The sequence below is a fragment of the Asanoa sp. NPDC049573 genome (genome assembly GCF_040676615.1).
Classification (GTDB): Bacteria; Actinomycetota; Actinomycetes; order Mycobacteriales; family Micromonosporaceae; genus Asanoa.
The window spans coordinates 17,436-41,862 of sequence record NZ_JBFAPI010000002.1 but is presented as its reverse complement, the minus strand read 5'-3'; the positions used below and the strand labels follow the sequence as shown (position 1 = coordinate 41,862).

Here is a 24,427-nt window from a genome sequence, read left to right as displayed (position 1 = left end):
TTCAGTCGGTGTAGTCCGGTGCCACGACCGACCAGACGACCTTGCCGTCGGGCAGGTCGGTCACGCCCCAGCGGAGGGCGACCGCCTGGATCAGCAGCAGCCCCCGGCCGCCGTAGGCGGTGGTGGGCACCGGGCCGGCGTAGACCGGCACCGCCGTCGACCAGTCGCGGACCGACAGGTGCAGGGTGTCGCCGTCGACGCCGCGGCCGACCAGCACGGTCATCGAGGTGTCGGCGTGTGCGACCACGTTGTTGACCAACTCCGTGACGACGATGCAGGCCGGGCCGGCGACGGCCGGCTGTTCCCAGCGCGCGCAGGCCTCGGTGACCAACTCGCGGGCCCGCCGGGCGGCGCCCGTCACCGGCTCGAGATCGGCGCGGAGCAAGCTATCCGCGGAATGCGGAGGCGGGCGGTCGGCGCGATCGGCCAGCCGGAAGCCGACGCCTTCCCACGGGCCGGCGAACGCGAGCGGCACGCTGATCATCGGCTGGCGCGAGGGCCAGTCGGCGGTTTCCCGGGCCACCTCTTGAAACGTCGACAGCACGGTCGGGTCGTCGATCCGCGGGCCGGTCACCTCGATGACGGCCGGCGTGCGGTCGGCCACGACCGACAGCAGGGCACCGCGCAGCGCCTCGGCCGACCGCTGGTCGAGCACACCCTGGAGCTGGACGACCGCGTAAGGCTCGTCGTCGGCCACCAGAAAATGCACGTCGGTCGGCATGATCGCTCCATTGTGCATGTCGGGGACGTACTCATGCGTCCTGGTCACCATCGCCGGCTCCGGGTGTGGCGGCGGGTGACGGCCGCGATAGTGCCCGCGGCGGTGCCGGCGGCCAGGCCCAGGACAGCGGACACCCGTACCGTCGCCCGTCGTCGGTCGCCTCCGGTCGGGATCGGCGTCGGGCGCCAGTTGACCCGGAGCCGGGCGGCGACCCCACCGGCGTACGCCTCCCGTCGTGGTCGGGTCAGCAGCCGCACGATCGTGTGGGCCGCCACCTCCGGCGGCTGGACCGGGGGTGGCGGCGCGATCCGCCGGCCGGCGGCGTACTGGCGCACCGGAGCCGCCGTGCCGGCGGGCAACACGGTGCAGATGGCGATCCGCTTCTCGCCGGTGACCCGCAACTCCTGGCGGACCGTGTCGGCGAGGCCGCGTACGCCCTGCTTGGCCGCGTTGTAGATCGACTGGTAGGGCAGCGCGACGGCGGCCAGCGCGGAGGCGTTGTTGACCAGCACCCCGCCGCCGGCCGCGCGCAGGTGTGGCAGAGCGGCCCGCATCCCGTACGCGGCGCCCAGCAGGTTGACCTCGATGACCTGGCGGAGTTGGCCGAGCGGGATCTCCTCGAACAGGCCCACGGCGCCCGTGGTGGCGTTGTTGACCCAGGCGTCTATCCGGCCGAACAGGGCCGCCGACCCCTCAGCCAGGCGCTGCACGGCGGCCGGGTCGGTCACGTCGGTCGGCAGCACCGCCGTCCGGCCGCCGAACGCCCGGCAGCGTGCGGCGACCGCGTCCAGCGCCGGTTCGCCCCGGGCGGCGAGCACGACCGTGCCGCCCTGCCGCGCCACCTCCAGCGCGGTCGCCGCGCCGGCACCACTGGAGGCACCGGTGATCACGACCACCGCTTGGGCGAGCGGGCGGGTAAGCGCCATATCAGCCCGATACCCCATCAGGGGCGGCATCATGCGGATTCAAAGCCGCCCACTGCAGCCACAGGTGCCGCCAAACCGACGCAAGCGTTCTAGCGGCGCTGCGGACCGGACCTGGTCGGGCCGGCCGGCATCGGCCGGGCGGCGACCGTGCGGGCCGCGTCCGCCGCCACCAGGCGGGCGGCCAACGCCCGGGCCTTGAGCGCGCGGGGACCGGCGGTCAGCGCCCGCGGGTCGGCGGCGCTGGTCGCGTGGTGGTGCTGCGGTTCCGCGAAGCGGGTCAGGCCGATCACCGCGGTCAGCGTGATGAAGAAACCGAGCCCGGCCACCCACTCGCGGCCCGGCTGGATCTTGTCGCCGAGGAAGAGCAGGCCGATCACGGCGGCGGGGACGGCGCCGGCGGCGTCCATCGACGCGACCGCCGCGGTCGTCGAGCCGCGCTGCATCGCGAGGCCGAGCAGCAACTGGCCGAGGATCGAGGCGCCGATCAGCACGTAGAGCAGCGGGCTGGAGACGAACTCGGGGATCGAGTGGCTGGACGCCAGCGGGCGGCCGGCGACGGCGGCGGCGGAGAACGCCATGCCGGCCAGCGAGCCGAGGCCGACCGAGCCCGGCGCGCCGCGCAACCGGGCGGCGAAGACGCCGATGACCGCGATCGCCGCGAGCCAGCCGACCAGCAGGACCACGCCGGTCGACCCGATCGAGTGGGCCGGCGCCGGTTTCGCGGAGATGACCAGCGCGAAGAGCCCGCCGAAGAGCAGCGCGAGCAGGCCCACCTCGGCCCTCGGCAGCCGCCAGCGCAGGATCAGCACGCCGCAGAGCGCGGTCACCCCGAGACCGGCGGAGGCGGCCGCCTGCACCAGGAAGAGCGGTAGGTCCTTGCGGGCCACGAACGCCAACATGAAGCCGAGCACCTGGAAACCCAGGCCGTAGACATAGATGCGGTGGCTCGCCAGCCGGACCAGGAGCTTGGGGTTGCACGACGTGTGCAGTTTGGTCCGTGTTGCCGCGACCGATTGGAGGAGGTTGGCGACCCCGTACGCGAAGACCATCGCGGCTAGGAAGCCCCAACTGGTGGACAGCACCCGCGCACAGTAACGGAGATTCCTGTCACCTCGCTCGGCGACCGGCCGAACTCGCTGACCAGCGGCTACACCGGGTATTTCGATCAAAACAGGAGGTCAGAGATGATCTCGCGAAACCCGACACCACGTCAGCTCAAGCGGGTAAGCACCTCTTCGTGAAATTTTCCGTTCGTGGCGACGGCGCTCCCACCTGCCGGACCCGGACGGCCCGTGAGGTCGGTGAAACTGCCGCCCGCCTCGGTGACGATCGGTATGAGGGCGGCCACGTCCCACAGCGAGAGTTCGGGCTCCACCATGATGTCGACGGCGCCCTCGGCGACCAGCATGTAGCCGTAGAAGTCGCCGTAGGCCCGGCTGCGCCAACTCTGCCGGATCAGATCGAGAACGGGGTCGAGGCGGCCGGTCTCCTCCCACCCGTGCAGGCTCGAATAGCAGAAACTGGCATCACTGATCCGGCGTACGCCGGAGACCCGGATGGGTGTCGCCGTGGCGGTGTGCCGGCCGGCGAACGCCCCGTGGCCGAGGGCCGCCCACCACCGCCGGCCCAGCGCCGGTGCAGAGACCATGCCGACGACGGGTTGGTCGCCCTCCATCAGCGCGATCAGGGTCGCCCAGATCGGCACGCCGCGGATGTAGTTCTTGGTGCCGTCGATCGGGTCGATCACCCACTGCCGGTGCCCCGGCCCGGCGGCCGCCTGCGACGCGCCGTATTCCTCGCCGAGCACGCTGTCGCGCGGCCTCGTGCGGCCCAGCGTCGAGCGCAGCGCCCGCTCCACCGCCTGGTCGGCGTCGGAAACCGGGGTCAGGTCGGGCTTGGACTCGACCCGTAGGTCGAGGGCCCGGAACCGGTCCATCGAGATCTTGTCGGCGGTGTCGGCGAGAACATGCGCGAGCGAGAGGTCATCCGAATACCGGGGGGCCATGGCGGCAGACGTTACTAGTTTTCGGTCTCGTCACCGGCGCGGGAGGCGAGCAGCCGGCGGTAGGAGGCCAGGCGGCGCGGGTCGGCGTTGCCGGCCGCGACCCAGGCGTCGAGGGCGCAGTCGAGGTCGTTGGGCGTGTGCTCGCAGTTGGGCCGGCACTCGACGGTGCCCTCGACCAGGTCCGGGAAGCCGTGCAGCAGGCTGTCCGCGGAGACGTGGGCGAGGCCGAAGCTGCGTACGCCGGGCGTGTCGATGATCCAGCCGTCGTCGTCGGGCAGCTTCAGCGCCACCGCGCTGGTCGAGGTGTGCCGGCCCCGGCCGATCGCGCTGACCACGCCGACCGCGCGGAAGGCGTCGGGCACGAGCCGGTTGACCAGCGTCGACTTGCCCACGCCGGAGTGGCCGACCATCACCGAGGCCTGCCCGGAGAGCCGTTCGCGGACCACCGCCAGGTCGCTGTCGGGGCGCACCAGCACGTGCGGCAGGTCGAGTTCGGCGTAGTAGTCGAGCACCTCCTCGGGCCCGGCCAGGTCGGCCTTGGTCAGGCAGAGCAGCGGCTCGATGTCGGCGTCGTAGGCGGCGACCAGGCAGCGGTCGATGAAACCGGTGCGCGGCGGCGGGTCGGCCAGCGAACTGACGATGACGAGTTGGTCGGCGTTGGCGACGACGACCCGCTCCAGCCGCCCTTCGGGCGTGCTGTCGTCGTCGTCGGCGGTGCGGCGCAGCACCGAGGTGCGCTCGGCGATCCGGACGATCCGGGCCAGGGCGCCGGCCGTGCCCGAGGTGTCGCCGACCAGCGCGACCCGGTCGCCCACCACCACCGACTTGCGGCCCAGTTCGCGGGCGCGCATCGCGGTGACCGGCGGCGCACTGTCGACCTCGACCGTGTAGCGGCCCCGGTCGACCGCCATCACGAAGCCGTCGACCGCGTCGTCGTGCCGCGGCCGGGTGCGGGTACGCGGGCGCGAGGATCGGCCGGGGCGCACCCGGACGTCGTCCTCGTCGTACTCCCGTCGCTTGCCCGCCAGTGCCTTCTCCTTAGTTTTTGCCGGTCACCATCGCTGACCATAGTGCCGGGAAATCCGGCATGGTCTTCGAGGTGCATGCCACGTCGTCGAGCTGCACGCCGGGGACGACCAGCCCGACCACCGCGCCGGCGTGTGCCATCCGGTGGTCGTCGTAGGTGTGGAAGACGCCGCCGCGCAGCGGCCGGGGGCTGATCCCCAGCCCGTCGGCGGTTTCGGTGACGGCGGCGCCGAGCGCGGTCAGCTCGGTGGCCAGGGCGGCCAGCCGGTCGGTCTCGTGGAAGCGGATGTGCCCCACGCCGCGCAGGCTCGACGGCGAGTCGGCCACCGCGGCGAGCGCGGCCAGCACCGGGGTCATCTCGCCCACCTCGGAAAGGTCGGCGTCGAGCCCGTGCACCACGCCGGTGCCGCGCACGGTCAACCCCTCGGTGCCCAGGGTGACCTCGCCGCCCATCTGGCCGAGCAGGGCCCGCAACCGGTCGACCGGCTGCGCACTGCTGCGCGGCCAGCCGAGCAGGGTGACCGAGCCGCCGGTGACCAGCGCGGCGGCGAAGAACGGCATGGCGCCGGACAGGTCGGGCTCGATGGTCCAGCCGCGCCCGGAGAGCTTGCCGGGCTCGACCACCCAGACGTCGGGCGCCGAGTCGTCGATGCCGGCGCCCGCCGCGCGCAGCATCTGCACCGTCATCCGCACGTGTGGGGCCGACGGCACCGGCGGGCCGACGTGGCGCACCACGACGCCGCGGTCGAAGTCGGGCGCGGCCAGCAGCAGGCCCGAGACGAGTTGGCTGGAGGCGGACGCGTCGAGCACCACCTCGCCGCCGGTGACCCGGCCGGTGCCGCGCACGGTCAGCGGGAGGCTGAGGGTCGACGGGGAATCGATGGCCACGCCGAGCGTGCGCAGCGCGTCGACCAGCGGGCGCAGCGGGCGCTCCCGCACCGACGGGTCGCCGTCGAAGGTGACCGGGCCCTGCGCCAGGCCGGCGATGGCCGGCATGAACCGCATCACCGTGCCGGCCTGGCCGACGTCGACGTGTGCCGGGCCCTGCAGCGTGCCCGGGCGGATCACCCAGCGGTCGTCGTCGACGGTCGAGACGCTCAGGCCCATCGCCCGCAGGCCGCCGGCCATCAGCACGGTGTCACGGGCCCGCAGCGGGCGGGACAGCGTCGACGGGCCGACGCCGATGGCGCCCAGCACCAGCGCCCGGGCGGTCATCGACTTGGAGCCGGGCAGCTGAACGGTCGCGCTGACCGGGTCGGCGGCGGTCGGCGGGGTCCACGGCACGTGCGCGGTCTGGTTGGCCACGTGTCCAGTCTGACGGGCCGCGGGGCCGCGCGGCGATCGACCATCGGCGCTCCCGCGTGCCGGGACGAGTTGCGCTAGCGTGACGGGCATGTGCGGGCGGTATGCGACCACCAAGGACGCGCCGGACCTCAGCGTGCTCTTCGACGCGTTCGACGACACCCGCGACGGCCTGGTGGCCGACTACAACGTCGCGCCGACCGACCCGGTGCCGATGGTCCGGATGTCGCAGCGGCTGGGCGGCCGCACGCTCTCGGTGGCCCGCTGGGGGCTGGTGCCCAGCTGGGCGGGCGACACCAGGGGCGCCGCGCGCATGATCAATGCAAGGGCCGAAACCGTCGCGACCACTCCGGCGTACGCGCGGGCCTTCGCCGGGCGGCGCTGCCTGGTGCCGGCCGACGGTTGGTATGAGTGGGTACGCCGACCCGGCGGCGGCAAGCAGGCCTATTTCATGACCGCGCCGGAGCCCGTGGTGTTCGGCGGCCTGTGGGCCGCATGGGGCGACCAGAAGCTGTTGACCTGCAGCATCGTGACCATGCCGGCGCTCGGCGACCTGGCCCTGGTGCACCACCGGATGCCGCTGGTGCTCGCACCCGACCGGTGGTCGGCCTGGCTGGCCGGCGGCGGCGAGCCCGACGAGGTGCTCGCGCCGCCCACCGACGCGACGTTGGCCGGCATCGAGATCCGGCCCGTCGGTCCCGGCGTCGGCGACGTGCGCAACGACGGCCCCGATCTGGTGACCCCGGTGGCGGCGCCGGCATTGGGTGCGCCCCGGGAAGAACCGGTCGAGCTGACGCTCTTTTGATCAATGATTTATGCCGGTTGATTTTTCCCTTTCAGTAAACCTTGTAGCGATTTCCCGTCTTAGAGTTTGCGCAGGTTCGATGCAAACCCTTGTCTCCCATGTCGCGAGTGCGATAGAACACAGCGCCGGCAATGGGTGCCTTCTCGCACCGGGCGACGACACCCATTGATCCTCGATCTTCCGTTCACCTTGGCGGAAAGCCGGCCCCACGGGGGAGGTGGGTTGTTGATGACACGGGCGCGAATGCCACGCCCGCATGAGGTCGCCGCCGCACGTCGAGATGCTCGATTGCTGCGTGCTGCCGCCGAACGACAGCTCGACGAAGCTTGGCGCACGCGCGGCGCGTGCCAGGCGGTCGATCCGGAGACGTTCTTCCCGGCGCCGAGCGAGCCGGCCGACACCGCCATGGCGCTGTGCCGCACCTGCGACGTGCAGGGCGCGTGTCTCGCCTGGGCGCTCGAGGTCGGCGACTGCCACGGCGTCTGGGGTGGCACCACACCGCGCGAACGGCGGGCGATGCTGGTCGCCTGGCGTGGCCAGGTCACCCGCGGCGCCGAGACGATCGACTCGGGGCCGCCGATGCGCGACCTGTCGCTCGAACTGGTGCCGGTGAGCTGACCTGGGCCTCCGGGCCAGCACAATGGTGGTCATGGGGGTCACACAGATCGCGACACCGCACGGTCCGGCCGTCGCCGACACCGACGAGGTCGACGGCCGGCCGTCGGCGCTGCTCATCCTCGGGCACGGCGCCGGCGGCGGCGTCGACGCGCCCGACCTGATGGCGGTGCGCCGCGCCGCCGTCGCGGCGGGTGTCACTGTCGTCCGCGTCACGCAGCCCTACCGCGTCGCCGGGCGGCGCGCACCGGCTCCGGCGGCGCAACTCGACGCCGCCTGGACGGCCGTCGTGCACGAGATCGTCAAGGCCTATCCCGAGCCGCCGCCGCTGGTCGTCGGCGGGCGCTCCAGCGGTGCGCGGGTGGCCTGCCGCACCGCGGTCGCGCTCGGTGCCGCCGGCATCGTCTGCCTGGCGTTCCCGCTGCATCCGCCCGGCCGGCCGGAGAAGTCGCGGGCCGACGAGTTGCTCACCGGCGTGCCGACGCTGGTCGTCAACGGCGACCGCGACCCGTTCGGGGTCCCCGACCCGTCGCCCGGTGTCGAGGTGGCGGTGCGCGCCGGGCAACGGCACGACCTGCGCGGCGACCCGCGCGGCCTGGGGCTGCTGGTGATGGAGTGGCTGCGCGGCAACGGGTGGGCCCGTCCGTAACTGTCCGGAGGCAGACTCGTTGTTTTGGGTGAGCCAGGCATGCCCTGGGGACTCCCTCCACGAGTCCGCGGACCCCCCGGTCCGCATCAACCTCCCAGGCCCACCTGGCCCCAGGGATCCGTCCCTGGGGCCAGTGGGTTGGGCCGGAGGGAATTCGCGCAGCTCCCTGACTGTTACAGCCACCGGATGCAACGGATGGCAAGGGGGCTTTTCCCAGTGCAAGCAGCTACGCGGGGCAACCGCGACACCGGCCGGGTGCGCGCGCTTCTGTCGGCGCCCGAATGGTCGGCGAGCGACGTTAGTCACGCCCTGATCGCGGGCAACCCACCAGCAACTGAATCTGTCGACGGCGCGCGACGCGTATCCTCGGCGGGACAGCCAAGGGGGGACGTGCGGTTGACGCAGCCGGAGAAGACCCGAACCGAAGAGCCGACGGACGAGCGGCGCGCCCGGTTCGAGCGTGACGCGCTGCCCTTCGTCGACCAGCTCTACGCCGCCGCGCTGCGGATGACCCGCAACCCGGCCGACGCCGAAGACCTGGTGCAGGAGACGTTCCTGAAGGCCTACGCCGCCTTCCACCAGTTCGAGGAAGGCACCAACCTCAAGGCCTGGCTCTACCGGATCCTCACCAACACCTACATCAACTCCTACCGCCGCCGGCAACGCCAGCCCATCCAGGCGCCGACGGAGGAGATCACGGACTGGCAGCTCGCCAACGCCGAGTCGCACACGTCGAGCGGTTTGCGTTCGGCCGAGACCGAGGCGCTCGACCGGCTGCCCGACAGCGACGTGAAAAACGCGTTGCAGCAGCTCCCGGAGGAGTTCCGGCTCGCTGTCTACCTGGCCGACGTGGAGGGGTTCTCCTACAAGGAGATCGCCGACATCATGAACACGCCCATCGGCACGGTCATGTCGCGACTTCACCGCGGCCGCCGCAACCTGCGCAACCTGTTGGAGCGCTACGCTGCGGATCGAGGCTTCACCCGCACCCAGTCGGGTGACTCCGCCGCTGCCCGCCAGGAGGTGTGAGGAACCGTGAGTTGCGGTAACCCCCACGAGACCGACTGCAGCGAAGTGCTCGACGAGGTCTACCTCTACCTCGACCTCGAGTGTGCTGACGAGCGCCGCGACCTGATCCGCACCCACCTCGACGAGTGCTCGCCGTGCCTGCGCGAATATGGCATCGAGCAAGAGGTGAAGGCGCTGGTCGCGCGCTGTTGCGGCAACGAGACCGCACCGGCGGAGCTGCTCGCCCGCTTGCGCAGCAAGCTCACCGAGCTGCGCACCGACGTCTGACCCCAGAACGCCCGTCGCCGGCCCGCATCGGGCCGGCGACGTCGTTTATCAGGAGTTCGGGCGCTTGCCGTGGTTGGCGGCGCTCTTCTTACGGGCCTTCTTCTTGCGACTCTTCTTCGCCATATGTCGACCTCCATCTGCTCCGGTGACCTGACGATCCTAGACGGCCGGCCAGCGCGCGACGGACGGCCGGCGCATGGTTGGATGCTGACGCGGGCCGAAGCCGGCCGCGAAAGGCGAGGGAAGGACTGCGCGATGTCCGAGGAGATCCGCGCCGAGATGGTGGCGAACGTGTGGAAGGTCGTCGCCACCGCCGGCGACACCGTGGCCGAGGGCGACACGCTGGTCATTCTCGAGTCGATGAAGATGGAGATCCCGGTGATCACCGAGTCCGACGGGGTCATCGCGCAGCTCGCCGTCACCGAGGGCGACGTGGTGCAGGAGGGCGACCTGATCGCCGTCATCGAATGACGGTCCGGGTGCGGCCGGCCACGCCGGCAGACTTTCCCGCGGTCGCCCGGCTCACCGTCGACGCCTACCGCGAAGACGGCCAGCTCGAGGGCGACCACGGCTATGACAAGAAGCTCGCCGACGTGGCGACCCGTGCCGAGGCCGGCGTGCTGCTGGTCGCGGCCGACGACGAGACCGGCCAGGTGCTCGGCTCGGTCACCTTCGTGTTGCCCGGCACCGCGTACGCGGAGCTGTCCGGCCCCGGCGAGGCCGAGTTCCGGATGCTCGCCGTCGACCCGGCCGCGCAGGGTCGCGGTGCCGGCGCGGCCCTGGTGCGGGCCTGCGTCGAGCGGGCCACCGACCTCGGCTGCGGTGCGATCGTGATCTGCGTGCGCAGCTTCTCCGAGCCGGCCAAACGGCTCTACGCCCGCCTTGGCTTCACCCGGATCCCGGAGCGCGACTGGTCACCCTTCCCGGGCGTCGACCTCGAGGCGCTCCGGCTGCCGCTCACGGGCTGACCGGCGACCGCCACAGGTCGTCGGCCATCTCGAGCGCCAACTGCTTGCGCTCCGGGATGCCCAGGTCGGGGTCGCGGATCGCGAACCAACTGCCGTGCACCGCGAACAGCGCCAGCGTGGCCCGCAACTGCTCGGCCGGCTCCTTGGCGCCGTTGGCCAGCAGCGCGGCCACCCGCATCATCCGGTCGCGCATGTCCATGCCCGCCGGCATGGTCTTGATGGTCGACTGGTTCTGCTCGAAGAACCGCATCACCGACGGCTGGTCGCCGCCGAAGAACTCGTCCGCGTAGCGGGAGATCAACTGCTGGCGCCGCTCGTTGCTCGGCGGCTGGGCCTCGGCCCACGCGATCAACTCGTCGAGCCGCGCCAGTCGGTCTTCGGCGAAGCTCGAGACGATCTCTTCCTTGCTCTTGAAGTGGTAGTAGAGGGCAGCTTTGGTCACCCCGAGCCGCTCGGCGATCTCGCGGAGTGAGGTTTTCTCGTACCCGTTCTCCGTGAAGAGCTCGAGCGCGACGGCCTGGATCCGGCCTCGCGTGCTCTCGGTCACTCTGACCCCCTAACTAACTTGACGACCGGTTAGGTCGCAGCTTACCGTGCGGCTAGTAAGAAAGACTAGCCGGGCGGCAAGTAAGGCCCATCACGCTGGGGGGCGTTCCGAATGACCACCGACGCGCCAGCCATCGCACCACAGAAGATCCGCGGCATTCTCGCGGGTCTGATGATCGCGATGATGCTCGCGATGCTCGACAACATGATCGTTAGCACCGCGCTGCCGCACATCGTCAGCGAGTTCGGGGGTCTCGACCACTTCACCTGGGTCGTCACCGCCTACGTGCTCGGCACGACCGTCTCGACGCCGATCTGGGGAAAGCTCGGCGACCTCTACGGCCGCAAATCAATCTTCCTTACGTCGATCATTATCTTCCTGATCGGTTCGGCGCTCTGCGGAATGGCCGGCTCCGCGATGTTCGGCGGCACCGGCGACGGCATGGTCGAGCTGATCGGCTTCCGCGCGATCCAGGGCCTCGGCGCCGGCGGCCTGATGGTCGGCGTCATGGCCATCATCGGCGACCTGGTGCCGCCCCGTGAGCGTGGTCGCTACCAGGGCATGATCGCCGGCATCATGGCGATCGCGATGGTCGCGGGCCCGCTGGTCGGCGGCTTCATCACCGACAACCTGTCGTGGCGCTGGGCGTTCTACGTCAACCTGCCGCTCGGCGGCATCGCCCTGCTGGTGCTGGCCACCCGGATGCACCTGCCGCGCTACCGCACCGAGCACCGGATCGACTACCTCGGTGCCGCCCTGCTCTCCGTGGGCATCACCGCGCTGGTGCTGATCACCACCTGGGGCGGCAACCAGTACGACTGGACCTCGCCGCAGATCCTCGGCCTGGCCGCGCTGACCGTGGTCGCCCTGGCGGTGTTCGGCGTCGTCGAGCGCCGCGCGCCGGAGCCGATCCTGCCGCTGCACCTGTTCCTCAACCGCAACTTCGCCCTGATCTCCGCCGTCGGCTTCCTGCTCGGCTTCGCGATGTTCGGCGCGATGAACTTCCTGCCGCTGTTCCAGCAGACCGTGCAGGGCGCCTCGGCGACCAACAGCGGCCTGCTGCTGCTGCCGCTGATGGCCGGGATGCTGGTCGTCTCGGTGATCACCGGCCGGGTGATCACGAAGACCGGCCGCTACCGGATCTTCCCGATCCTCGGCGGCGTGGCCCTGCTGGCCGGCATGATCCTGCTCTCCACGATCAACGCCGACACGACCAAGCTGACCCTGGCGCTCTACATGGTGGTGCTCGGCCTCGGCATGGGCGGCCTGATGCAGACCTCGATGCTGATCGCGCAGAACAGCGTCGAGCAGAAGGACCTCGGCGCCGGCAGTGGCGCCGCGACGTTCTTTCGCTCCATCGGCGGCTCCATCGGCATCGCCCTCTTCGGCGCGCTCTTCGTGCACCATCTGGCGAAGTCGCCGGCCGGCGGCGCGCTTTCCGGCAACGGCGGTGGGGCGGGCGTCGACCCGACCGCCCTCCAGAAGCTCCCGGCCGCGATCCGCGACGCGGTGATGGGCGGCCTGGCCGACTCGATCGCCTACGTCTTCGTCTGGGCCGCGGTGATCGTGGTCCTGGTGCCGGTGCTCGCCTGGTTCGTTAAGGAGATCCCGCTGCGCGGCGCTGGCGACCAGCTCAAGCCCGGCGAGAAGCGGGAGACCCCGGCCGACGACGCGGAGGTCGCCCTGGCCAAGGCCGAGGCCATCGCCGACTGACGCTCAGTTTCGAGAACGCCCCCGGATCGCTCCGGGGGCGTTCTTCTTTGGCCAGACAGCGATCACCACCAGGCTGATCAGCGCGGTGACCGTCAGCGCCGGGATGCCGATGAACATGATGGCGAACCGCGCGGTGTCCCGCGGCGTCAGCGCGCAGCCGAACCCGAGGCCGGTGCACTGCCCGTCGGTGTTCTGGTCGGGGAGCAGATAGGTGCCCGCCCAACCGAGCAGCACCAGCGCGACGTGCCCGCCCACCACCCAGAGGACGGCGCGGCCAGGATGCTTCATGGCGGTGACCGTACCCACGGGCCGGTGCGTGCGCCTGAGCACGCACACCCAGCACGCTGATCGGAACGTTGCGAAAAAGCGCAGTTCCGTGCAGAATCGAGCAGACAGCGCGCAGGGGAGGCACGGATGGGGACACCGGGCGCCGGGATGGCCGCCGACATCGCCGAGCAGCCGGAAGTGTTCGCCGGGCTGCTCGAGCCGGCCAACGCCGACCCGATCGCCGCCGTCGCGGCCGCGATCGTGGCCCGCCGACCGCGGCACGTCGTGTTCACCGCGCGCGGCACCTCCGACCACGCCGCGCTCTACGGCGCCTACCTCGCCGAGATCCGGCTCGGCCTCGCCGCCGGCCTGGCCTCGCCGAGCGCCGTGACCGTCTACGGCGCCCGTCCCGACCTGTCCGACGCGCTCGTCGTCGGGGTCAGCCAGAGCGGCGGCTCGCCCGACCTGACCGAGGTCGTCCGGGTGGCCCGGGAAAGCGGCGCGCTCACCCTGGCGATCACCAACAACCCCGGGTCACCGCTGGCCGGCGCGGCCGAGTTGCACATCGACGTCGCCGCCGGGCACGAGCGGGCGGTCGCCGCGACCAAGACCTACACCGCGGAGTTGCTCGCTCTGCTGCTGCTGGTCGAGGGGATCCGCGGCGGCTCGGGCGTGGTGCCGGCCGAGGAGTTGCGTACCCTGGCCGCCCTGCCCGGTCTTGCCTCGACGGCGCTGGCCGACCCGACGGCGCCCGACCTGGCCCGGCGCTACCGGTTCGCGGCCCGGATGGTGACCACCGGTCGCGGCTACGCCTACCCGACCGCTCGCGAGGCCGCCCTCAAGCTGATGGAGACCTCCTACCTGCCGGCGCTGTCGTTCTCTGGCGCCGACCTGCTGCACGGCCCGCTCGCTCTGGCCGACCCCGACGTGCCGGTGCTAGCGGTCGTCGGCGCCGGCCCCGGCGGCGCGGCCATGCGCGAGGTGCTGGCCCGGCTCGGCGAGCGCCGCGCCGACGTCGTCACGGTGGGCCCGGCCGACGTGCCCGGCTCCTCCGCCCGGTTGGCCGTGCCCGAGGTCGACGAGCGGTTGGCCCCGCTGCTCGACATCCTGCCGCTCCAGCGCCTCGCCCTGGCCCTGGCGCTGGCCCGCGGCGAGAACCCCGACGCTCCGCGCGGCCTCGCCAAGGTGACCTCCACGCTCTGAGCGTGTCACGCTTGCCCCGTGTCCACGCTGCGTGACCTCGTCGAAGAACACACCGCCCTGCGCCGGGGCGACATCGACCACCTCCACCGGATCGCCGGTGAGTGGCAACTGCTCTCCGACCTGTCCTTCGCCGACCTGCTGCTCTGGGTGCCGGTCGACGACGACGGCGCGTTTCTCTGCGTGGCCCAGGTCCGCCCGACCACGGCGCCCACCGCCTACCAGGACGACCAGGTCGGCCGGATGGTCGGCGGGCCCGAGGTGGCGCACCTCGACATCGCCTACCGGGAGGGGCGGATCTGGCGCGAAGGCGACCCGGTCTGGTACGGCGACACCCCGGCCCGCCACGAGGCCATCCCGGTGCGGCTGCGTTCGGCCGACGGGGAGAGCGGCGAGGTGATCGCGGTGGTCGGCCGGGACACCAACCTGTCCACCGCACGGACCCCCAGCCAGCTCGAGCTCAACTATCTGACCACGGCCGACGACCTGGCCCAGATGACCTCCGACGGCACGTTTCCGCCGCGCCGGCACCCGGGCGAGACCACGTCCGCACCGCGGGTCGGCGACGGTCTGGTCCGGCTCGACGCCAGCGGCAAGGTGACCTTCGCGAGCCCCAACGCACAGTCCGCGTACCGCCGGATGGGTTATGCCTCCCACCTGGTCGGCGAAGACCTCGCGGCGCTGATCAAGCGGCTCGCCGACGACCCGCTGGAGGGCACCGACGCCGCCAACCGCGTGCTCGCGTCGCTGCGCGGCGAGGCGCCGGCCCGCAAGGAGGTCGACGCCCGCGGCGCGACCGTGCTGCACCGGGCGCTGCCGCTGATGCCCGCGGGCGTGCCGATCGGGTCGCTGGTGCTGGTCCGGGACATCACCGAGGTACGCCGCCGCGACCGCGCCCTGGTCACCAAGGACGCGACCATCCGCGAGATCCACCACCGGGTGAAGAACAACCTCCAGACGGTCGCCGCGCTGCTGCGCCTGCAGGCCCGCCGGGTCGGCATCCCGGCGGCGCGAGCGGCACTCGAGGAGTCGGTGCGCCGCGTCGCGTCGATCGCCCTGGTGCACGAGACGCTGTCGATGTCGAGCGACGAGGCGGTCGAGTTCGACGGTATCGTCGACAAGGTCGCCGGCGCCGCGACCGAGGTCGCCAGCACGGAGTTGTCGGTCCGGATGCGCCGCGAGGGCTCGTTCGGCGTGCTGCCGGCGGAGATCGCCACGTCGCTGGTCATGGTGCTCAACGAGCTGCTGCTCAACGCGGCCGAGCACGGTTTCTCGGGCGACGGTGCGGTCGAGCCCGAGGTGGTCGTGGCGGTGCATCGGTTCCGGAAGCAGTTGCATGTCACGGTCGCCGACAACGGGCGCGGGCTGCCGCCGGACTTCGATCCCGACAAGGGCGGGCGGCTGGGGCTGCAGATCGTGCGGGCGCTGGCGACCGGCGAGTTGCGGGGGTCGATCGAGTTGCGCAACCGGGCCGAGGGCGGCACGGAGGCGGTGCTGGTCGTGCCGCTCGGTAAGGACCGCTAGAACTTCGCTTGCAGAGCAAGGACGAGATCAACGCCGGCCCAGTAGGGCGACCGTCAGGCCGGGTTCGTGCCAGATCTGCTGCGTGGCATAGGCGGCACGCAGCGCGGCGCCCTTCACGTTGGGCACGGTCGCCAGCCCCTCGCCAGTGGTCAGCAGCCAGATTCGAGGGGCGGCCGCCGCGGCCAGGCAGGCCGCCGGGTCGCCGCACTCGGTGGCCCGCAACTCGCCCCGCGCCACCGCCGTCTGCCTAACCAGCACGTCGCGCGGCGCCGACCCGCCCAGGCCGTAGGCCACCGCGACGTCGAGCATCTTCCACCCGCCACGCGGCTCGTAGACGATCGCGTCGCCCGGTCGCGCGTTGGCCCGGATCACCGCGACCGCGGCCGGATAGTCGACCGGCGCCGAGCGCGGCCACTCGTGCGTGCGCCGCAGGCCGGCCTGGGCCGGACCGCCGAACGCGGCGACCAGCAGGACCACCGCCAGCGCGTACGCCATCCGGGCGCGACCCAGCGCGGCGGCGGCCAGCAGGCACAGTGCGGGCACGGTGACCACCAGATACCGGGGCACCCAGTAGGGGCCGAGCAGGCCGGCCAGGAACAGCAGGCCCGCGGGGAGCAGCACCGACAGGCCGAGCACCGCGGCCCAGCGACCGCCGGCCAGGGCCCAACCGAGCGCCGCGAGTGCGACCAGTGCGCCGCCGACCGCGCCGGCCTGCAGCACGCTGCCGGGCAGCGCGAGCAGCTCACCGAGGCCGGGCCGGCGGACCCAGTCGAGTTGCTCCCCGGCCTGGCCGCGGCCGACCGCGACCAGCGGGACGAGCAGGACCGCCGCGGCGCCGACCGCGCCGGCGAAGCCCAGTGCGGCGCGGCGCCGGCCGACCACCGCGGCGGCGTGGCCGGCCAGCACCAGCAGCGCGATCAGGTTGCACAGGCCGAGACCGAACACGGCGGCCGCGTAGCCGGCGAACCGTGGCCAGCCCGGCTTCTCCACCGCCCGGAGCAGCAGCAGCGTGGCGAGCGCGGCGAACAGGGTTGCGAACGCGTACCCCCGGGCCTCCTGGGCATAGCGCGACGTGCTTGGGACGACCGCGAACAGCAGCCCCGCGATCAGGCCCGTCGCCGGGTCGAAGAGCCGGGCGCCCAGGCGGGTGGTGACGGCGGCGGCGCCGGCCGTCGCGAGCAGGGACGGGAGCCGCAGCGCCACCGCCGAGTCGCCGAACAGCCGGATCCAGCCGTGCAGGAACAGGTAGTAGGGCCCGCTCACGGCGTCGATGCCGGCGAGCATCCGCCACAGGTCGGGCAACGGGCGGGTGGCGGCGCTCCAGGTCGCCAACTCGTCGCGCCAGAGGGGTGCCCGGCCGAGTTGGTAGCCGGCGATCAACAGCGTGAGAACCGCGGGCGCCCATGGTCCGCCGAGGAACCGGCGCGGACCGGCACCTACCCTCGCCCGGGCAGGGTCCAACTGCTGCGTCATCGCCGGCCCCCCGCGCTACGCCGCAAATGTCCCTATTGCCCCATGAGCCTAACGTGAAGCGGGCCACACCGGGGCCCGGCATCTGGGACTGTCCGAGGTAATCGCAGAGTGCTGTGGCAGCATGATGAGCGTGACTGCGACTGCCGACGAGCGCATGGTCGACCTGGGCCTGACGGTCCGGCGCCATGTCGACTACGGCCGGGTTCGCAGCGCCATGTGTCCGGCTCACTGACGACGCCCGACTCACGTCCGGGCGCGTCCGCGCCGGGCATTGCTGTCTCTCCTCCCGGTCGCGCGACGCGCCGCACTTGCGACCCTCGGAGGAACGCCCGCGATGGCGGTCAGCAGCACCCCCGCCCGTTCGCCACGCCGTGCCCGGGGCGAAGGCCAGTGGGCCCTCGGCCACCGCGAGCCGCTCAACGCCAACGAGCGCACCAAGAAAGACGACGACCCGCTCAACGTGCGGGCCCGGATCGAAAACATCTACGCGCACGGCGGCTTCGCCTCGATCGACCCCGCTGACCTGCGCGGCCGGTTCCGCTGGTGGGGCCTCTACACCCAGCGCAAGGCGGGCATCGACGGCGGCCGCACCGCGGTGCTCGAGCCACACGAGCTCGAAGACGAATACTTCATGCTCCGCGTACGCGTCGACGGCGGCCAGCTCAGCCTCGAGCAGCTCCGGGTGATCGCCGGCATCTCGACGGAGTTCGCCCGGGACAGCGCCGACATCACCGACCGGCAGAACATCCAGCTGCACTGGATCCGGGTCGAAGACGTGCCGGAGATCTGGCGGCGGCTCGAAGCGGTCGGCCTGCAGACCACCGAGGCCTGCGGCGACTGCCCCCGGGTGGTGCTCGGCAGCCCCGTCGCCGGTGTCTCCGCCGACGAGGTGCTCGACCCGACCCCGGCGCTCGACGCGATCGTCGAGCAGTTCATCGGCAACAAGGACTTCTCCAACCTGCCGCGCAAGTTCAAGTCGTCGATCTCCTGGCTCGCCGACATGCCCTACGAGATCAACGACATCTCGTTCCTCGGCGTCGAGCACCCCGAACACGGGCCCGGCTTCGACCTCTGGGTCGGCGGCGGCCTGTCGACCAACCCGATGCTGGCCCAGCGGCTCGGCGTCTGGGTGCCGCTGGCCGAGGTGCCCGAGGTCTGGGCCGGCGTGGTCTCGATCTTCCGCGACTACGGCTATCGCCGGCTGCGGCACCGGGCCCGGCTCAAGTTTCTCGTCGCCGACTGGGGCGCCCCGAAGTTCCGCGAGGTGCTGGAGACCGAATACCTCAAGCGATCCCTTGTAGACGGTCCGGCGCCGGCGTTGCCGGATAAGCCGATCGACCACATCGGCGTGCACCGGCAGCGCGACGGGCGTTACTACGTCGGGGCGGCGCCGGTCGTCGGTCGCATCTCCGGCACGCAACTGGCGGAGCTGGCCGACGTCGTCGAAGCGCACGGCAGCGGGCGGGTCAGCCTTACGCCGTACCAGAAACTGCTGGTTCTCGATGTGCCCGAAGAGCGCACCGAGTCGCTGGTGACCGGGCTGCGCGCGATCGGGCTGGAGGCCCGCCCGTCGACCTGGCGGCGCGCGACGATGGCCTGCACCGGCATCGAGTTCTGCAAGCTGGCCATCGTCGAGACCAAGGCGCGCGGCCAGGAGTTGGTCGCCCGCCTCGAAGAGCGGCTCGGCGACATCGACGCCGAGATCACCATCAACATCAACGGTTGCCCCAACGCCTGCGCCCGCACCCAGACCGCCGACATCGGCCTCAAAGGACAGTTGGTGGTCGGGCCCGACGGCCGCCAGGTCGAAGGCTTCCAGGTGCACCTCGGCGGCGCGCTCGGGATGGCGCAGGGCCAGACCGCCGGTTTCGGCCGCAAGCTGCGCGGCCTCAAGACGACGGCGGAGGAGCTTCCCGAGTACGTCGAGCGGGTGGCCCGCCGCTACCTCGACGGCCGCACCGAGGGCGAGGCGTTCGCCCAGTGGGTGATGCGGGCCGACGAGGAGGCGCTGCGATGAGCTCCGAGAGCCGGGCCGCGCCGATGCACTGCCCCTACTGCGCCGAAGAAGACATCCGCCCGCACGAGGAGTCGCACGGCGCCTGGGAGTGCCGCGGCTGCCAACGGGTGTTCTCGGTCAAGTTCCTCGGCCTGCGTGCCGCAGGCGTCCAAGCCCGGACGGAAGAGGTGAGGTAGCCCCATGAGTGCCGTCAACGCGGTCGAACTGGGACTGGTGTCGTTGGGCGGTCCGCGCCCGGCTGAATCCGATCGGCGTTCTGCCGACGAGCTCAAGGCCCTCGCCGACGCGGCGGGCCGTGACCTGGAAGGCGCGCCGGCGCTGGAGATCGCCCGCTGGGCGGCCACCACGTTCGGCCCGCGGTTCTGTGTGACCAGCTCGATGGCCGACGCCGTGGTCGCCCATCTCGTCTCCCGCGTGGCACCCGGCGTCGACGTGGTGTTCCTCGACACCGGCCTGCACTTCCCGGAAACCCTCAAGGTCCGCGACACCGTCGCCCGCACCATGCCGGTCAACGTCCGGTCGATCCGGCCGCGGCTGACCGTCGGCCAGCAGGACGGCGAATACGGCCCGCGGCTGTTCAACCGCGCGCCCGACGAGTGCTGCTTCATCCGCAAGGTCGAGCCGTTGGAGCGGGCGCTCGGCGACTACGACGCGTGGGCCGCCGGGCTGCGCCGTGACGAGTCACCGACCCGGGCCAACACGCCGGTGGTCGGCTTCGACCCCAAGCGCGGCAAGGTGAAGGTCAACCCGATCGCCCAGTGGACCCAGTCCGACGTCGACGCCTACATCTCCCGTTACAACGTGCCCGTCAACGAGCTGTTCAAGCAGGGCTACGGATCGATCGGCTGCTGGCCGTGCACCCGGCGCACCAAGGCCGGCGAAGACCCGCGCGCCGGCCGGTGGGCGATGTTCGACAAGACAGAATGCGGCCTGCACGTATGAGCCTTCGCCTGTGGCTGCCCGCCGCGCCCGGCCCGCTGGTGCTGGTCGCGCACGGCAGTCGCGACCCGCGCGCGGCCCGGGCCAACGCGGCTCTGACCGACGCGGTGCGCCGGGCCCGCCCGGGCGCGACCGTGCGGCTGGCCTTCCTCGACCACACCGGCCCGCGCCCGGCGGAGACGCTGCTCTCGTTGGAGTCGTCCGGTGCGCGGCGGGCCACGCTGGTGCCGTTGCTGTTGACCTCGGCCTACCACGGGCGGGTCGACATCCCGGCCGCGTTGATGGACGCCCGGGCCAGAGGGCTGCGGATGCCGGTGGCGGTTTCCGACGTGCTTGGCTCGGTCGGCGGGATCACCGAGCCGCTGATGCTCAGCGCGTTGCGGCGCCGGCTGGCGGCGGCTTCGGCCGCGGCCGGGGTCTGGGCGCCGGGCCTGCTGCCGCTCGACGGCGTGGTGCTGGCCGCGGCCGGCACGCGTGACGAGGCGGCCCGGTCGACGGTGGAGACGGTGGCCGGCGACCTGTCGACGGCGTTGGGCGGTGTTCCGTGCCGGGTGGCCTATGCGTCGGCGGCGGCGCCGACCGGCGACGAGGCGGTCGCCTCGCTGCGCGAGGGTGGTGCGCGCCACATCGGCGTCGCGTCCTACTTCCTGGCGCCCGGGCTGCTACATGAGACCGTCGTCACGGCTGCCCGCCGGGCCGGCGCCGCGGTCGTGGCCGAGCCGCTGGGCGGCGCGCCGGAACTGGCCCGGTTGGTGCTGGCCCGCACGGCGACCGCCCGCGAGCCGGTCTGCGACCTGGCCAAGGCGGCCTGACCCGCCCACTTTGGAGCGATTGCGCGGGAATCCGGTTGACCGCTGGATAGCTTGCGCGCGTGACGCACGACATGTCTCGTCGACCGGCGAAGCCGGGGTTCTGGGACACGCTGCCCGGAGCGTTCACGGTCCTGGGCCTGTTGGCCCTGGTGACGCTCATCGTCCTGTTGCGGGTCAGGCACGATAAGGGTGAGCAGGCGGAGTTCGTCGTGGACGTGACCGCGTGCCAGTTTCATGGCTCGTCGGTCGCGGTCTCGCTGAGCATCCGCAACGACGGCCCGGTAGCCGGATCGGCCCGGGTGGAATGGGAGTATCGCGACGCCAGGGGCAAGGTGGTCGGGAAGGATGCGACCACCGTGTCCGACACTGCCGCAGGCGCGACGGTGCGCCGCGCGACGACGACCTCGCTCGACATCACGACGGCCGCCGGCACCTGCGAGGTCACCTCGGTCGGAGACCTGAACGCCAGATGACCATCAGGTGTACGGGAGCCGGAAACGCAGGACGCCCCGGTTGCCCGGGGCGTCCTTGCGTCGTGCTGGTGTTTCTTTGTCAGGCGGAGTGAGCGCGCAGGACCCGCAGGCCACCGCGGCGCTTGACCGCGCGCCGCTCTTCCTCGCTCATCCCGCCCCACACGCCGGCGTCCTGACCGGACTCCAGCGCCCACTGCAGGCACTGGTCGGTCGCGGGGCACCGCCGGCAGACGGCCTTGGCCTGCTCGACCTGCAACAGAGCCGGGCCGGACGTCCCGATCGGGAAGAACAGCTCGGGGTCTTCGTCGCGGCAGGCAGCATGGTGGCGCCAGTCCATGGCGGCAACACTCCTCGTTCAGCGATGGCAAACAATGCGGGTGGATCTATATATGCGCGCGCGTTGCACTCCGTGACGGTGAGCATCCGCCACGTTGGCAGCGCGTGGGCAGGCGATTAGCCCTGAGGAACGGCGCCGAGGGTGCGTGCGGGGTGCTCGCAGGCAACGTTCCCGTAACTCGTTTTCGCTTGTGAATACTTTCACGAACTGTCGCGATGTCAAGGGGGACGCCACGAAAAAGTCTGAGCGGGTGAGCAAGCTCACGACCCCTTTGTCCGGTTTTCGAGCACGTGCCCGGCACCCGGATTTCGCCAGCCGCAATCAATGTAGTACGGTCCGGGCCACATTACTGGCATTTCCGGCACGTGTCACCCCTGCGGCTGCCAGAATCGGCGCCTCGACACGTCGTACCCGCTCCTCAGCAGATTACTCTCAGCGCTTGCGCCACGGAGGTAAATCTGACTTTTTCCCGCTCACCGAGATAGTCACCGTCTAGTTGGAACGCCTCCGGACGGCTCGCGAGCAGGGTGAATTCGTGAACATCATGGAGTTGGAAAACTTGCCGGCCGTGCGGATTAGTTCGCGGAGACAGGATCTGGGTGACTGTGCGTGTTGTCTTCGCGACCGCTAGCTGACGGACCGCCAGCACGTCAAGTCCGAGGTCGAACGACGCGTCCGGATTGGGGCTTACGGGGCGATCGCCGAGATAGGTCCACGGGGTGGTGTTCTGGATGATCACCGTAGCCAGTTCATCGATCACCGTCTCGGCCGGGCGCTCCAGCGAGATCGCCGGATGGCGCCGGTCGGTCGCCAGAAACTCACCGAGCGTCGCCCGTAGATAAAGTGACGAGCTTGACACCCGGCCCCGCGATCGGGCCCGCTCGACCCGCCGGATGACTGCCGCGTCGAGACCGAGTCCTGCACAGAACGTGAAGTAGCGATCGTCAGCCCGGCCGAGCCCGATGGTGCGCGACCGCCCGGCCCGCAGCCCTTCGAGGATCACGCCGGTGCCTTCTATCCAGTCTTTGGGCAGACCGATCGCCCGGGCGAACACGTTCGTCGAGCCGCCGGGGACGACGGCGAGCGCCGGCAACCGCTCGGCCGGGGGCGCGTCGGCCATCGCCGGCATTTCTGGCAAGGCGCCCATCAACCCGTTGACCGCCTCGTTGACCGTTCCGTCTCCACCCAGTGTCACGACGACGTCGACGCCGTGTGTCGCCGCCTCGCGGACCAGCCGGACGGCATGCCCGCGCCGGCGGGTGAACTCGACCCGCAGGTCGACAGCGCTGCGCAGCGCGCGGATCAAGACGTCACGGCTGCGTTCGGAGGTCGTGGTGGCCTTCGGATTGACCACCAGCAGGGCCCGCATGTGGCGGACTGTACCCGCGACTGGTCACCCTCTGTGCGCCTTCCCCGCGGCCCCGGAGCAGCTGTGTCGTACGGCACGGCGGTATCGTGGCGGCGTGTCCGAGAACCCCGCCGAGCCCACGCCGTCGACGCTGCGTGCGGCCGTGTGGTTGCTCTTCGCGCAGGCGGCCGGGATGGTCGCCCTGACTCTCTACCTTGGCTACGAGTCGGCGACCGCCGAAGCGGTCGACCTGACCTCGGCGCTGCTGCTCACGGCCTTCGCCGCGTTCGGCGCCGTGGCCCTGTTCTTCATCGGCCGGCTGCTGGCCGCGGGGCGGGCCGGCGCCCGCGCCCCCGCGATCGTCCTGCAACTCATGCTCTGCGCGGTCGGCTACTACATGATCCAGGGTGGCCTGGCCTGGCTCGGCATCCTGCTGATCGCGCTCGGCCTGCTGATCTGTGGCCTGCTGGTCGCACCGGCCAGCAACAAGGCTCTCGGCGTCGGCTGACCCTTAGCGCGTGTGATCCAGCACGATCTTGCCGAAGACGCTGCCCTGGTGCAGGTGCTCGAAGGCCCGCTCCACGTCGGAGAAGGGGACCACCTGGTCGACGATGGGGCGGACGGCCTTGTCGGCGCAGAAGGCGAGCAGGGCGGCGAGCTCGCCCGGACTGCCCATGGAGGAGCCCAGGATCTCGAGCTGCATGGCGTACACCCGGCGCAGGTCGAACTTCGGTAGGTGGCCGGACGTGGCGCCGGAGACGACGATCCGCCCGCCGGGCGCGGAGGCCTTCATCGAGTGCTCGAAGGTGGCTTCGCCGACGGTCTCGATCACCACGCCGACCCGTTCCGGAAGTCGCGCGCCGGGCTCGAGGGCGGTCGCGCCGATGCCGGTGATCCGCTCGCGCTTCTTCGCGTCGCGGCTGGTGACGTAGACCCGCTTGTCCATGGCGACCGCGATCAGGGCCGCCGCGGTGGCGACCCCGCCGCCGGCGCCCTGGATGAGCACGGCATCGGCCTCGTCGACGCGGCCCTTGGTGGTCAACATCCGGTAGGCGGTCAGCCAGGCGGTCGGCAGGCAGGCCACGTCTTCCCAGGACAGGTCGGCGGGCTTCGGTACAAGATTCTCGACGGGTACGGAGACGCGCTCGGCCAGCGTTCCCGGAAAATGCTCGGAAAGCAGCGTGTAGCCCCGCGGATCGCTCGGAGTGGTGATCACCGGGTAGACGACGACCTCCTCACCGCCGGGCGCGATACCGGCGGCGTCGCAGCCGAGGATCATCGGCAGTTGCTGCTCACGCAGGCCGACGCCGCGCAGCGACCAGAGATCGTGGTGGTTGAGCGAACTGGTGCGCACCTCGACGGTGGCCCAACCCTCTCTCGGCTCGGGCTCGGGCATGTCGCCGACGGCGAGCGCGGACAGCGGGTTGGCGTCATCGAACCGGGTGGCGAAGGCAGCGCGCATGG

At 71.5% G+C, this 24,427-nt stretch carries 28 protein-coding genes; 16 read left to right on the top strand and 12 right to left on the bottom strand.

All coding sequences use genetic code 11. The features are described from left to right. Position 1: 1 nt before the first annotated feature. The 6 genes from AB0J74_RS03805 to aroA all read right to left on the bottom strand — a co-directional run bounded on the left by AB0J74_RS03805 (position 2) and on the right by aroA (position 5,983). Complete coding sequence (locus AB0J74_RS03805) at positions 2 to 721, bottom strand: ATP-binding protein (protein WP_363444217.1); 720 nt, start codon at positions 719 to 721, stop codon at positions 2 to 4. Between the two features lie 44 nt (positions 722 to 765). Then, a complete protein-coding gene (locus AB0J74_RS03800) occupies positions 766 to 1,647 on the bottom strand; it encodes an SDR family NAD(P)-dependent oxidoreductase (RefSeq protein ID WP_363444214.1) in 882 nt (293 codons plus the stop codon). A gap of 89 nt (positions 1,648 to 1,736) precedes the next feature. Further along, positions 1,737 to 2,696, bottom strand: coding sequence for a hypothetical protein (locus AB0J74_RS03795; RefSeq protein ID WP_363445429.1), 960 nt, complete (start codon positions 2,694 to 2,696; stop codon positions 1,737 to 1,739). Positions 2,697 to 2,857: 161 nt separating this feature from the next. Further along, on the bottom strand, positions 2,858 to 3,652 hold the full coding sequence (gene hisN, locus AB0J74_RS03790; protein WP_363444212.1) for a histidinol-phosphatase: 795 nt from the start codon (positions 3,650 to 3,652) through the stop codon (positions 2,858 to 2,860). Between the two features lie 14 nt (positions 3,653 to 3,666). Next, positions 3,667 to 4,638: a ribosome small subunit-dependent GTPase A gene (gene rsgA, locus AB0J74_RS03785; protein ID WP_363444209.1), complete on the bottom strand. Its 972-nt coding sequence runs from the start codon at positions 4,636 to 4,638 to the stop codon at positions 3,667 to 3,669. Between the two features lie 52 nt (positions 4,639 to 4,690). Next, positions 4,691 to 5,983, bottom strand: coding sequence for a 3-phosphoshikimate 1-carboxyvinyltransferase (gene aroA, locus AB0J74_RS03780; protein ID WP_363444206.1), 1,293 nt, complete (start codon positions 5,981 to 5,983; stop codon positions 4,691 to 4,693). Positions 5,984 to 6,071: 88 nt separating this feature from the next. Here aroA and AB0J74_RS03775 point away from each other — a divergent pair, with 88 nt between their 5' ends. From AB0J74_RS03775 to AB0J74_RS03745, 7 genes are all read left to right on the top strand, one after another. Continuing rightward, positions 6,072 to 6,785 (top strand): SOS response-associated peptidase, encoded by a 714-nt coding sequence (locus AB0J74_RS03775; RefSeq protein WP_363444203.1) that lies wholly within the window; start codon positions 6,072 to 6,074, stop codon positions 6,783 to 6,785. A gap of 228 nt (positions 6,786 to 7,013) precedes the next feature. After that, positions 7,014 to 7,403, top strand: a complete 390-nt coding sequence (locus tag AB0J74_RS03770) for a WhiB family transcriptional regulator (protein WP_363444200.1) — start codon at positions 7,014 to 7,016, stop codon at positions 7,401 to 7,403. Positions 7,404 to 7,434: 31 nt separating this feature from the next. Further along, positions 7,435 to 8,049, top strand: coding sequence for an alpha/beta family hydrolase (locus tag AB0J74_RS03765; protein ID WP_363444197.1), 615 nt, complete (start codon positions 7,435 to 7,437; stop codon positions 8,047 to 8,049). Between the two features lie 195 nt (positions 8,050 to 8,244). Further along, positions 8,245 to 9,078 carry a sigma-70 family RNA polymerase sigma factor gene (locus AB0J74_RS03760; protein ID WP_363444194.1) on the top strand — a complete coding sequence of 278 codons (834 nt, stop codon included), beginning with the start codon at positions 8,245 to 8,247 and terminating at the stop codon, positions 9,076 to 9,078. Between the two features lie 6 nt (positions 9,079 to 9,084). Beyond that, on the top strand, positions 9,085 to 9,345 hold the full coding sequence (gene rsrA / locus AB0J74_RS03755; protein ID WP_363444191.1) for a mycothiol system anti-sigma-R factor: 261 nt from the start codon (positions 9,085 to 9,087) through the stop codon (positions 9,343 to 9,345). A 255-nt stretch (positions 9,346 to 9,600) separates the two neighbouring features. Continuing rightward, a complete protein-coding gene (locus AB0J74_RS03750; protein ID WP_363444188.1) occupies positions 9,601 to 9,816 on the top strand; it encodes a biotin/lipoyl-binding carrier protein in 216 nt (71 codons plus the stop codon). After that, on the top strand, positions 9,813 to 10,313 hold the full coding sequence (locus AB0J74_RS03745) for a GNAT family N-acetyltransferase (RefSeq protein ID WP_363444185.1): 501 nt from the start codon (positions 9,813 to 9,815) through the stop codon (positions 10,311 to 10,313). Before AB0J74_RS03750 ends, AB0J74_RS03745 begins: the two co-directional genes overlap by 4 nt. Here the strand turns inward: AB0J74_RS03745 and AB0J74_RS03740 are convergent. Beyond that, entirely contained in the window at positions 10,303 to 10,860 is a 558-nt protein-coding gene (locus AB0J74_RS03740) for a helix-turn-helix domain-containing protein (RefSeq protein ID WP_363444182.1), read from the bottom strand. The genes AB0J74_RS03745 and AB0J74_RS03740 overlap by 11 nt on opposite strands. A gap of 111 nt (positions 10,861 to 10,971) precedes the next feature. On the opposite strand from AB0J74_RS03740, the gene AB0J74_RS03735 reads away from it, so the two are divergent. Then, the gene (locus AB0J74_RS03735) at positions 10,972 to 12,573 is read left to right on the top strand and encodes an MDR family MFS transporter (protein WP_363444179.1); all 1,602 of its coding nucleotides are present in this window, start codon (positions 10,972 to 10,974) and stop codon (positions 12,571 to 12,573) included. Positions 12,574 to 12,576: 3 nt separating this feature from the next. Here AB0J74_RS03735 and AB0J74_RS03730 read toward each other — a convergent pair whose 3' ends face one another. Beyond that, entirely contained in the window at positions 12,577 to 12,861 is a 285-nt protein-coding gene (locus AB0J74_RS03730) for a hypothetical protein (RefSeq protein WP_363444176.1), read from the bottom strand. Between the two features lie 147 nt (positions 12,862 to 13,008). Between AB0J74_RS03730 and AB0J74_RS03725 the strand changes: the two genes are divergently transcribed. Both AB0J74_RS03725 and AB0J74_RS03720 read left to right on the top strand, forming a co-directional pair. Further along, complete coding sequence (locus tag AB0J74_RS03725) at positions 13,009 to 14,043, top strand: SIS domain-containing protein (protein WP_363445427.1); 1,035 nt, start codon at positions 13,009 to 13,011, stop codon at positions 14,041 to 14,043. Between the two features lie 18 nt (positions 14,044 to 14,061). Continuing rightward, positions 14,062 to 15,564 (top strand): sensor histidine kinase, encoded by a 1,503-nt coding sequence (locus AB0J74_RS03720; RefSeq protein WP_363444173.1) that lies wholly within the window; start codon positions 14,062 to 14,064, stop codon positions 15,562 to 15,564. Between the two features lie 27 nt (positions 15,565 to 15,591). On the opposite strand, the gene AB0J74_RS03715 is transcribed toward AB0J74_RS03720, so the two are convergent. Then, positions 15,592 to 17,037 (bottom strand): glycosyltransferase family 39 protein, encoded by a 1,446-nt coding sequence (locus AB0J74_RS03715; RefSeq protein WP_363444170.1) that lies wholly within the window; start codon positions 17,035 to 17,037, stop codon positions 15,592 to 15,594. Between the two features lie 334 nt (positions 17,038 to 17,371). Here AB0J74_RS03715 and AB0J74_RS03710 point away from each other — a divergent pair, with 334 nt between their 5' ends. From AB0J74_RS03710 to AB0J74_RS03690, 5 genes are all read left to right on the top strand, one after another. Beyond that, positions 17,372 to 19,054 carry a nitrite/sulfite reductase gene (locus tag AB0J74_RS03710; RefSeq protein ID WP_363444167.1) on the top strand — a complete coding sequence of 561 codons (1,683 nt, stop codon included), beginning with the start codon at positions 17,372 to 17,374 and terminating at the stop codon, positions 19,052 to 19,054. Beyond that, on the top strand, positions 19,051 to 19,230 hold the full coding sequence (locus AB0J74_RS03705; protein ID WP_363444164.1) for a hypothetical protein: 180 nt from the start codon (positions 19,051 to 19,053) through the stop codon (positions 19,228 to 19,230). Before AB0J74_RS03710 ends, AB0J74_RS03705 begins: the two co-directional genes overlap by 4 nt. Positions 19,231 to 19,234: 4 nt before the next feature. Further along, positions 19,235 to 19,996: a phosphoadenylyl-sulfate reductase gene (locus tag AB0J74_RS03700; protein WP_363444162.1), complete on the top strand. Its 762-nt coding sequence runs from the start codon at positions 19,235 to 19,237 to the stop codon at positions 19,994 to 19,996. After that, positions 19,978 to 20,805 carry a CbiX/SirB N-terminal domain-containing protein gene (locus AB0J74_RS03695; protein WP_363444159.1) on the top strand — a complete coding sequence of 276 codons (828 nt, stop codon included), beginning with the start codon at positions 19,978 to 19,980 and terminating at the stop codon, positions 20,803 to 20,805. Before AB0J74_RS03700 ends, AB0J74_RS03695 begins: the two co-directional genes overlap by 19 nt. A gap of 149 nt (positions 20,806 to 20,954) precedes the next feature. After that, positions 20,955 to 21,278, top strand: a complete 324-nt coding sequence (locus tag AB0J74_RS03690) for a hypothetical protein (protein ID WP_363444155.1) — start codon at positions 20,955 to 20,957, stop codon at positions 21,276 to 21,278. 79 nt (positions 21,279 to 21,357) lie between these two features. On the opposite strand, the gene AB0J74_RS03685 is transcribed toward AB0J74_RS03690, so the two are convergent. Next, complete coding sequence (locus AB0J74_RS03685; RefSeq protein WP_116068635.1) at positions 21,358 to 21,615, bottom strand: WhiB family transcriptional regulator; 258 nt, start codon at positions 21,613 to 21,615, stop codon at positions 21,358 to 21,360. Between the two features lie 418 nt (positions 21,616 to 22,033). Beyond that, complete coding sequence (locus AB0J74_RS03680; protein ID WP_363444151.1) at positions 22,034 to 22,984, bottom strand: diacylglycerol kinase family protein; 951 nt, start codon at positions 22,982 to 22,984, stop codon at positions 22,034 to 22,036. A 94-nt stretch (positions 22,985 to 23,078) separates the two neighbouring features. Here AB0J74_RS03680 and AB0J74_RS03675 point away from each other — a divergent pair, with 94 nt between their 5' ends. Further along, entirely contained in the window at positions 23,079 to 23,471 is a 393-nt protein-coding gene (locus tag AB0J74_RS03675) for a hypothetical protein (protein ID WP_363444148.1), read from the top strand. Between the two features lie 3 nt (positions 23,472 to 23,474). Here the strand turns inward: AB0J74_RS03675 and AB0J74_RS03670 are convergent, their stop codons facing one another. Continuing rightward, a complete protein-coding gene (locus AB0J74_RS03670; protein WP_363444145.1) occupies positions 23,475 to 24,425 on the bottom strand; it encodes a zinc-binding dehydrogenase in 951 nt (316 codons plus the stop codon). Positions 24,426 to 24,427: the final 2 nt, after the last annotated feature.

Bases quoted from the DNA above. Each gene is read 5' to 3' on its own strand.
- AB0J74_RS03805 (WP_363444217.1), bottom strand. From the start codon at position 721: ATGCCGACCGACGTGCATTTTCTGGTGGCCGACGACGAGCCTTACGCG.
- AB0J74_RS03800 (WP_363444214.1), bottom strand. From the start codon at position 1,647: ATGGCGCTTACCCGCCCGCTCGCCCAAGCGGTGGTCGTGATCACCGGT.
- AB0J74_RS03795 (WP_363445429.1), bottom strand. From the start codon at position 2,696: ATGGTCTTCGCGTACGGGGTCGCCAACCTCCTCCAATCGGTCGCGGCA.
- hisN (WP_363444212.1), bottom strand. From the start codon at position 3,652: ATGGCCCCCCGGTATTCGGATGACCTCTCGCTCGCGCATGTTCTCGCC.
- AB0J74_RS03775 (WP_363444203.1), top strand. From the start codon at position 6,072: ATGTGCGGGCGGTATGCGACCACCAAGGACGCGCCGGACCTCAGCGTG.
- AB0J74_RS03770 (WP_363444200.1), top strand. From the start codon at position 7,014: ATGACACGGGCGCGAATGCCACGCCCGCATGAGGTCGCCGCCGCACGT.
- AB0J74_RS03765 (WP_363444197.1), top strand. From the start codon at position 7,435: ATGGGGGTCACACAGATCGCGACACCGCACGGTCCGGCCGTCGCCGAC.
- AB0J74_RS03760 (WP_363444194.1), top strand. From the start codon at position 8,245: ATGGCAAGGGGGCTTTTCCCAGTGCAAGCAGCTACGCGGGGCAACCGC.
- AB0J74_RS03750 (WP_363444188.1), top strand. From the start codon at position 9,601: ATGTCCGAGGAGATCCGCGCCGAGATGGTGGCGAACGTGTGGAAGGTC.
- AB0J74_RS03745 (WP_363444185.1), top strand. From the start codon at position 9,813: ATGACGGTCCGGGTGCGGCCGGCCACGCCGGCAGACTTTCCCGCGGTC.
- AB0J74_RS03735 (WP_363444179.1), top strand. From the start codon at position 10,972: ATGACCACCGACGCGCCAGCCATCGCACCACAGAAGATCCGCGGCATT.
- AB0J74_RS03730 (WP_363444176.1), bottom strand. From the start codon at position 12,861: ATGAAGCATCCTGGCCGCGCCGTCCTCTGGGTGGTGGGCGGGCACGTC.
- AB0J74_RS03725 (WP_363445427.1), top strand. From the start codon at position 13,009: ATGGCCGCCGACATCGCCGAGCAGCCGGAAGTGTTCGCCGGGCTGCTC.
- AB0J74_RS03715 (WP_363444170.1), bottom strand. From the start codon at position 17,037: ATGACGCAGCAGTTGGACCCTGCCCGGGCGAGGGTAGGTGCCGGTCCG.
- AB0J74_RS03710 (WP_363444167.1), top strand. From the start codon at position 17,372: ATGGCGGTCAGCAGCACCCCCGCCCGTTCGCCACGCCGTGCCCGGGGC.
- AB0J74_RS03705 (WP_363444164.1), top strand. From the start codon at position 19,051: ATGAGCTCCGAGAGCCGGGCCGCGCCGATGCACTGCCCCTACTGCGCC.
- AB0J74_RS03700 (WP_363444162.1), top strand. From the start codon at position 19,235: ATGAGTGCCGTCAACGCGGTCGAACTGGGACTGGTGTCGTTGGGCGGT.
- AB0J74_RS03695 (WP_363444159.1), top strand. From the start codon at position 19,978: ATGCGGCCTGCACGTATGAGCCTTCGCCTGTGGCTGCCCGCCGCGCCC.
- AB0J74_RS03685 (WP_116068635.1), bottom strand. From the start codon at position 21,615: ATGGACTGGCGCCACCATGCTGCCTGCCGCGACGAAGACCCCGAGCTG.
- AB0J74_RS03680 (WP_363444151.1), bottom strand. From the start codon at position 22,984: ATGCGGGCCCTGCTGGTGGTCAATCCGAAGGCCACCACGACCTCCGAA.
- AB0J74_RS03670 (WP_363444145.1), bottom strand. From the start codon at position 24,425: ATGCGCGCTGCCTTCGCCACCCGGTTCGATGACGCCAACCCGCTGTCC.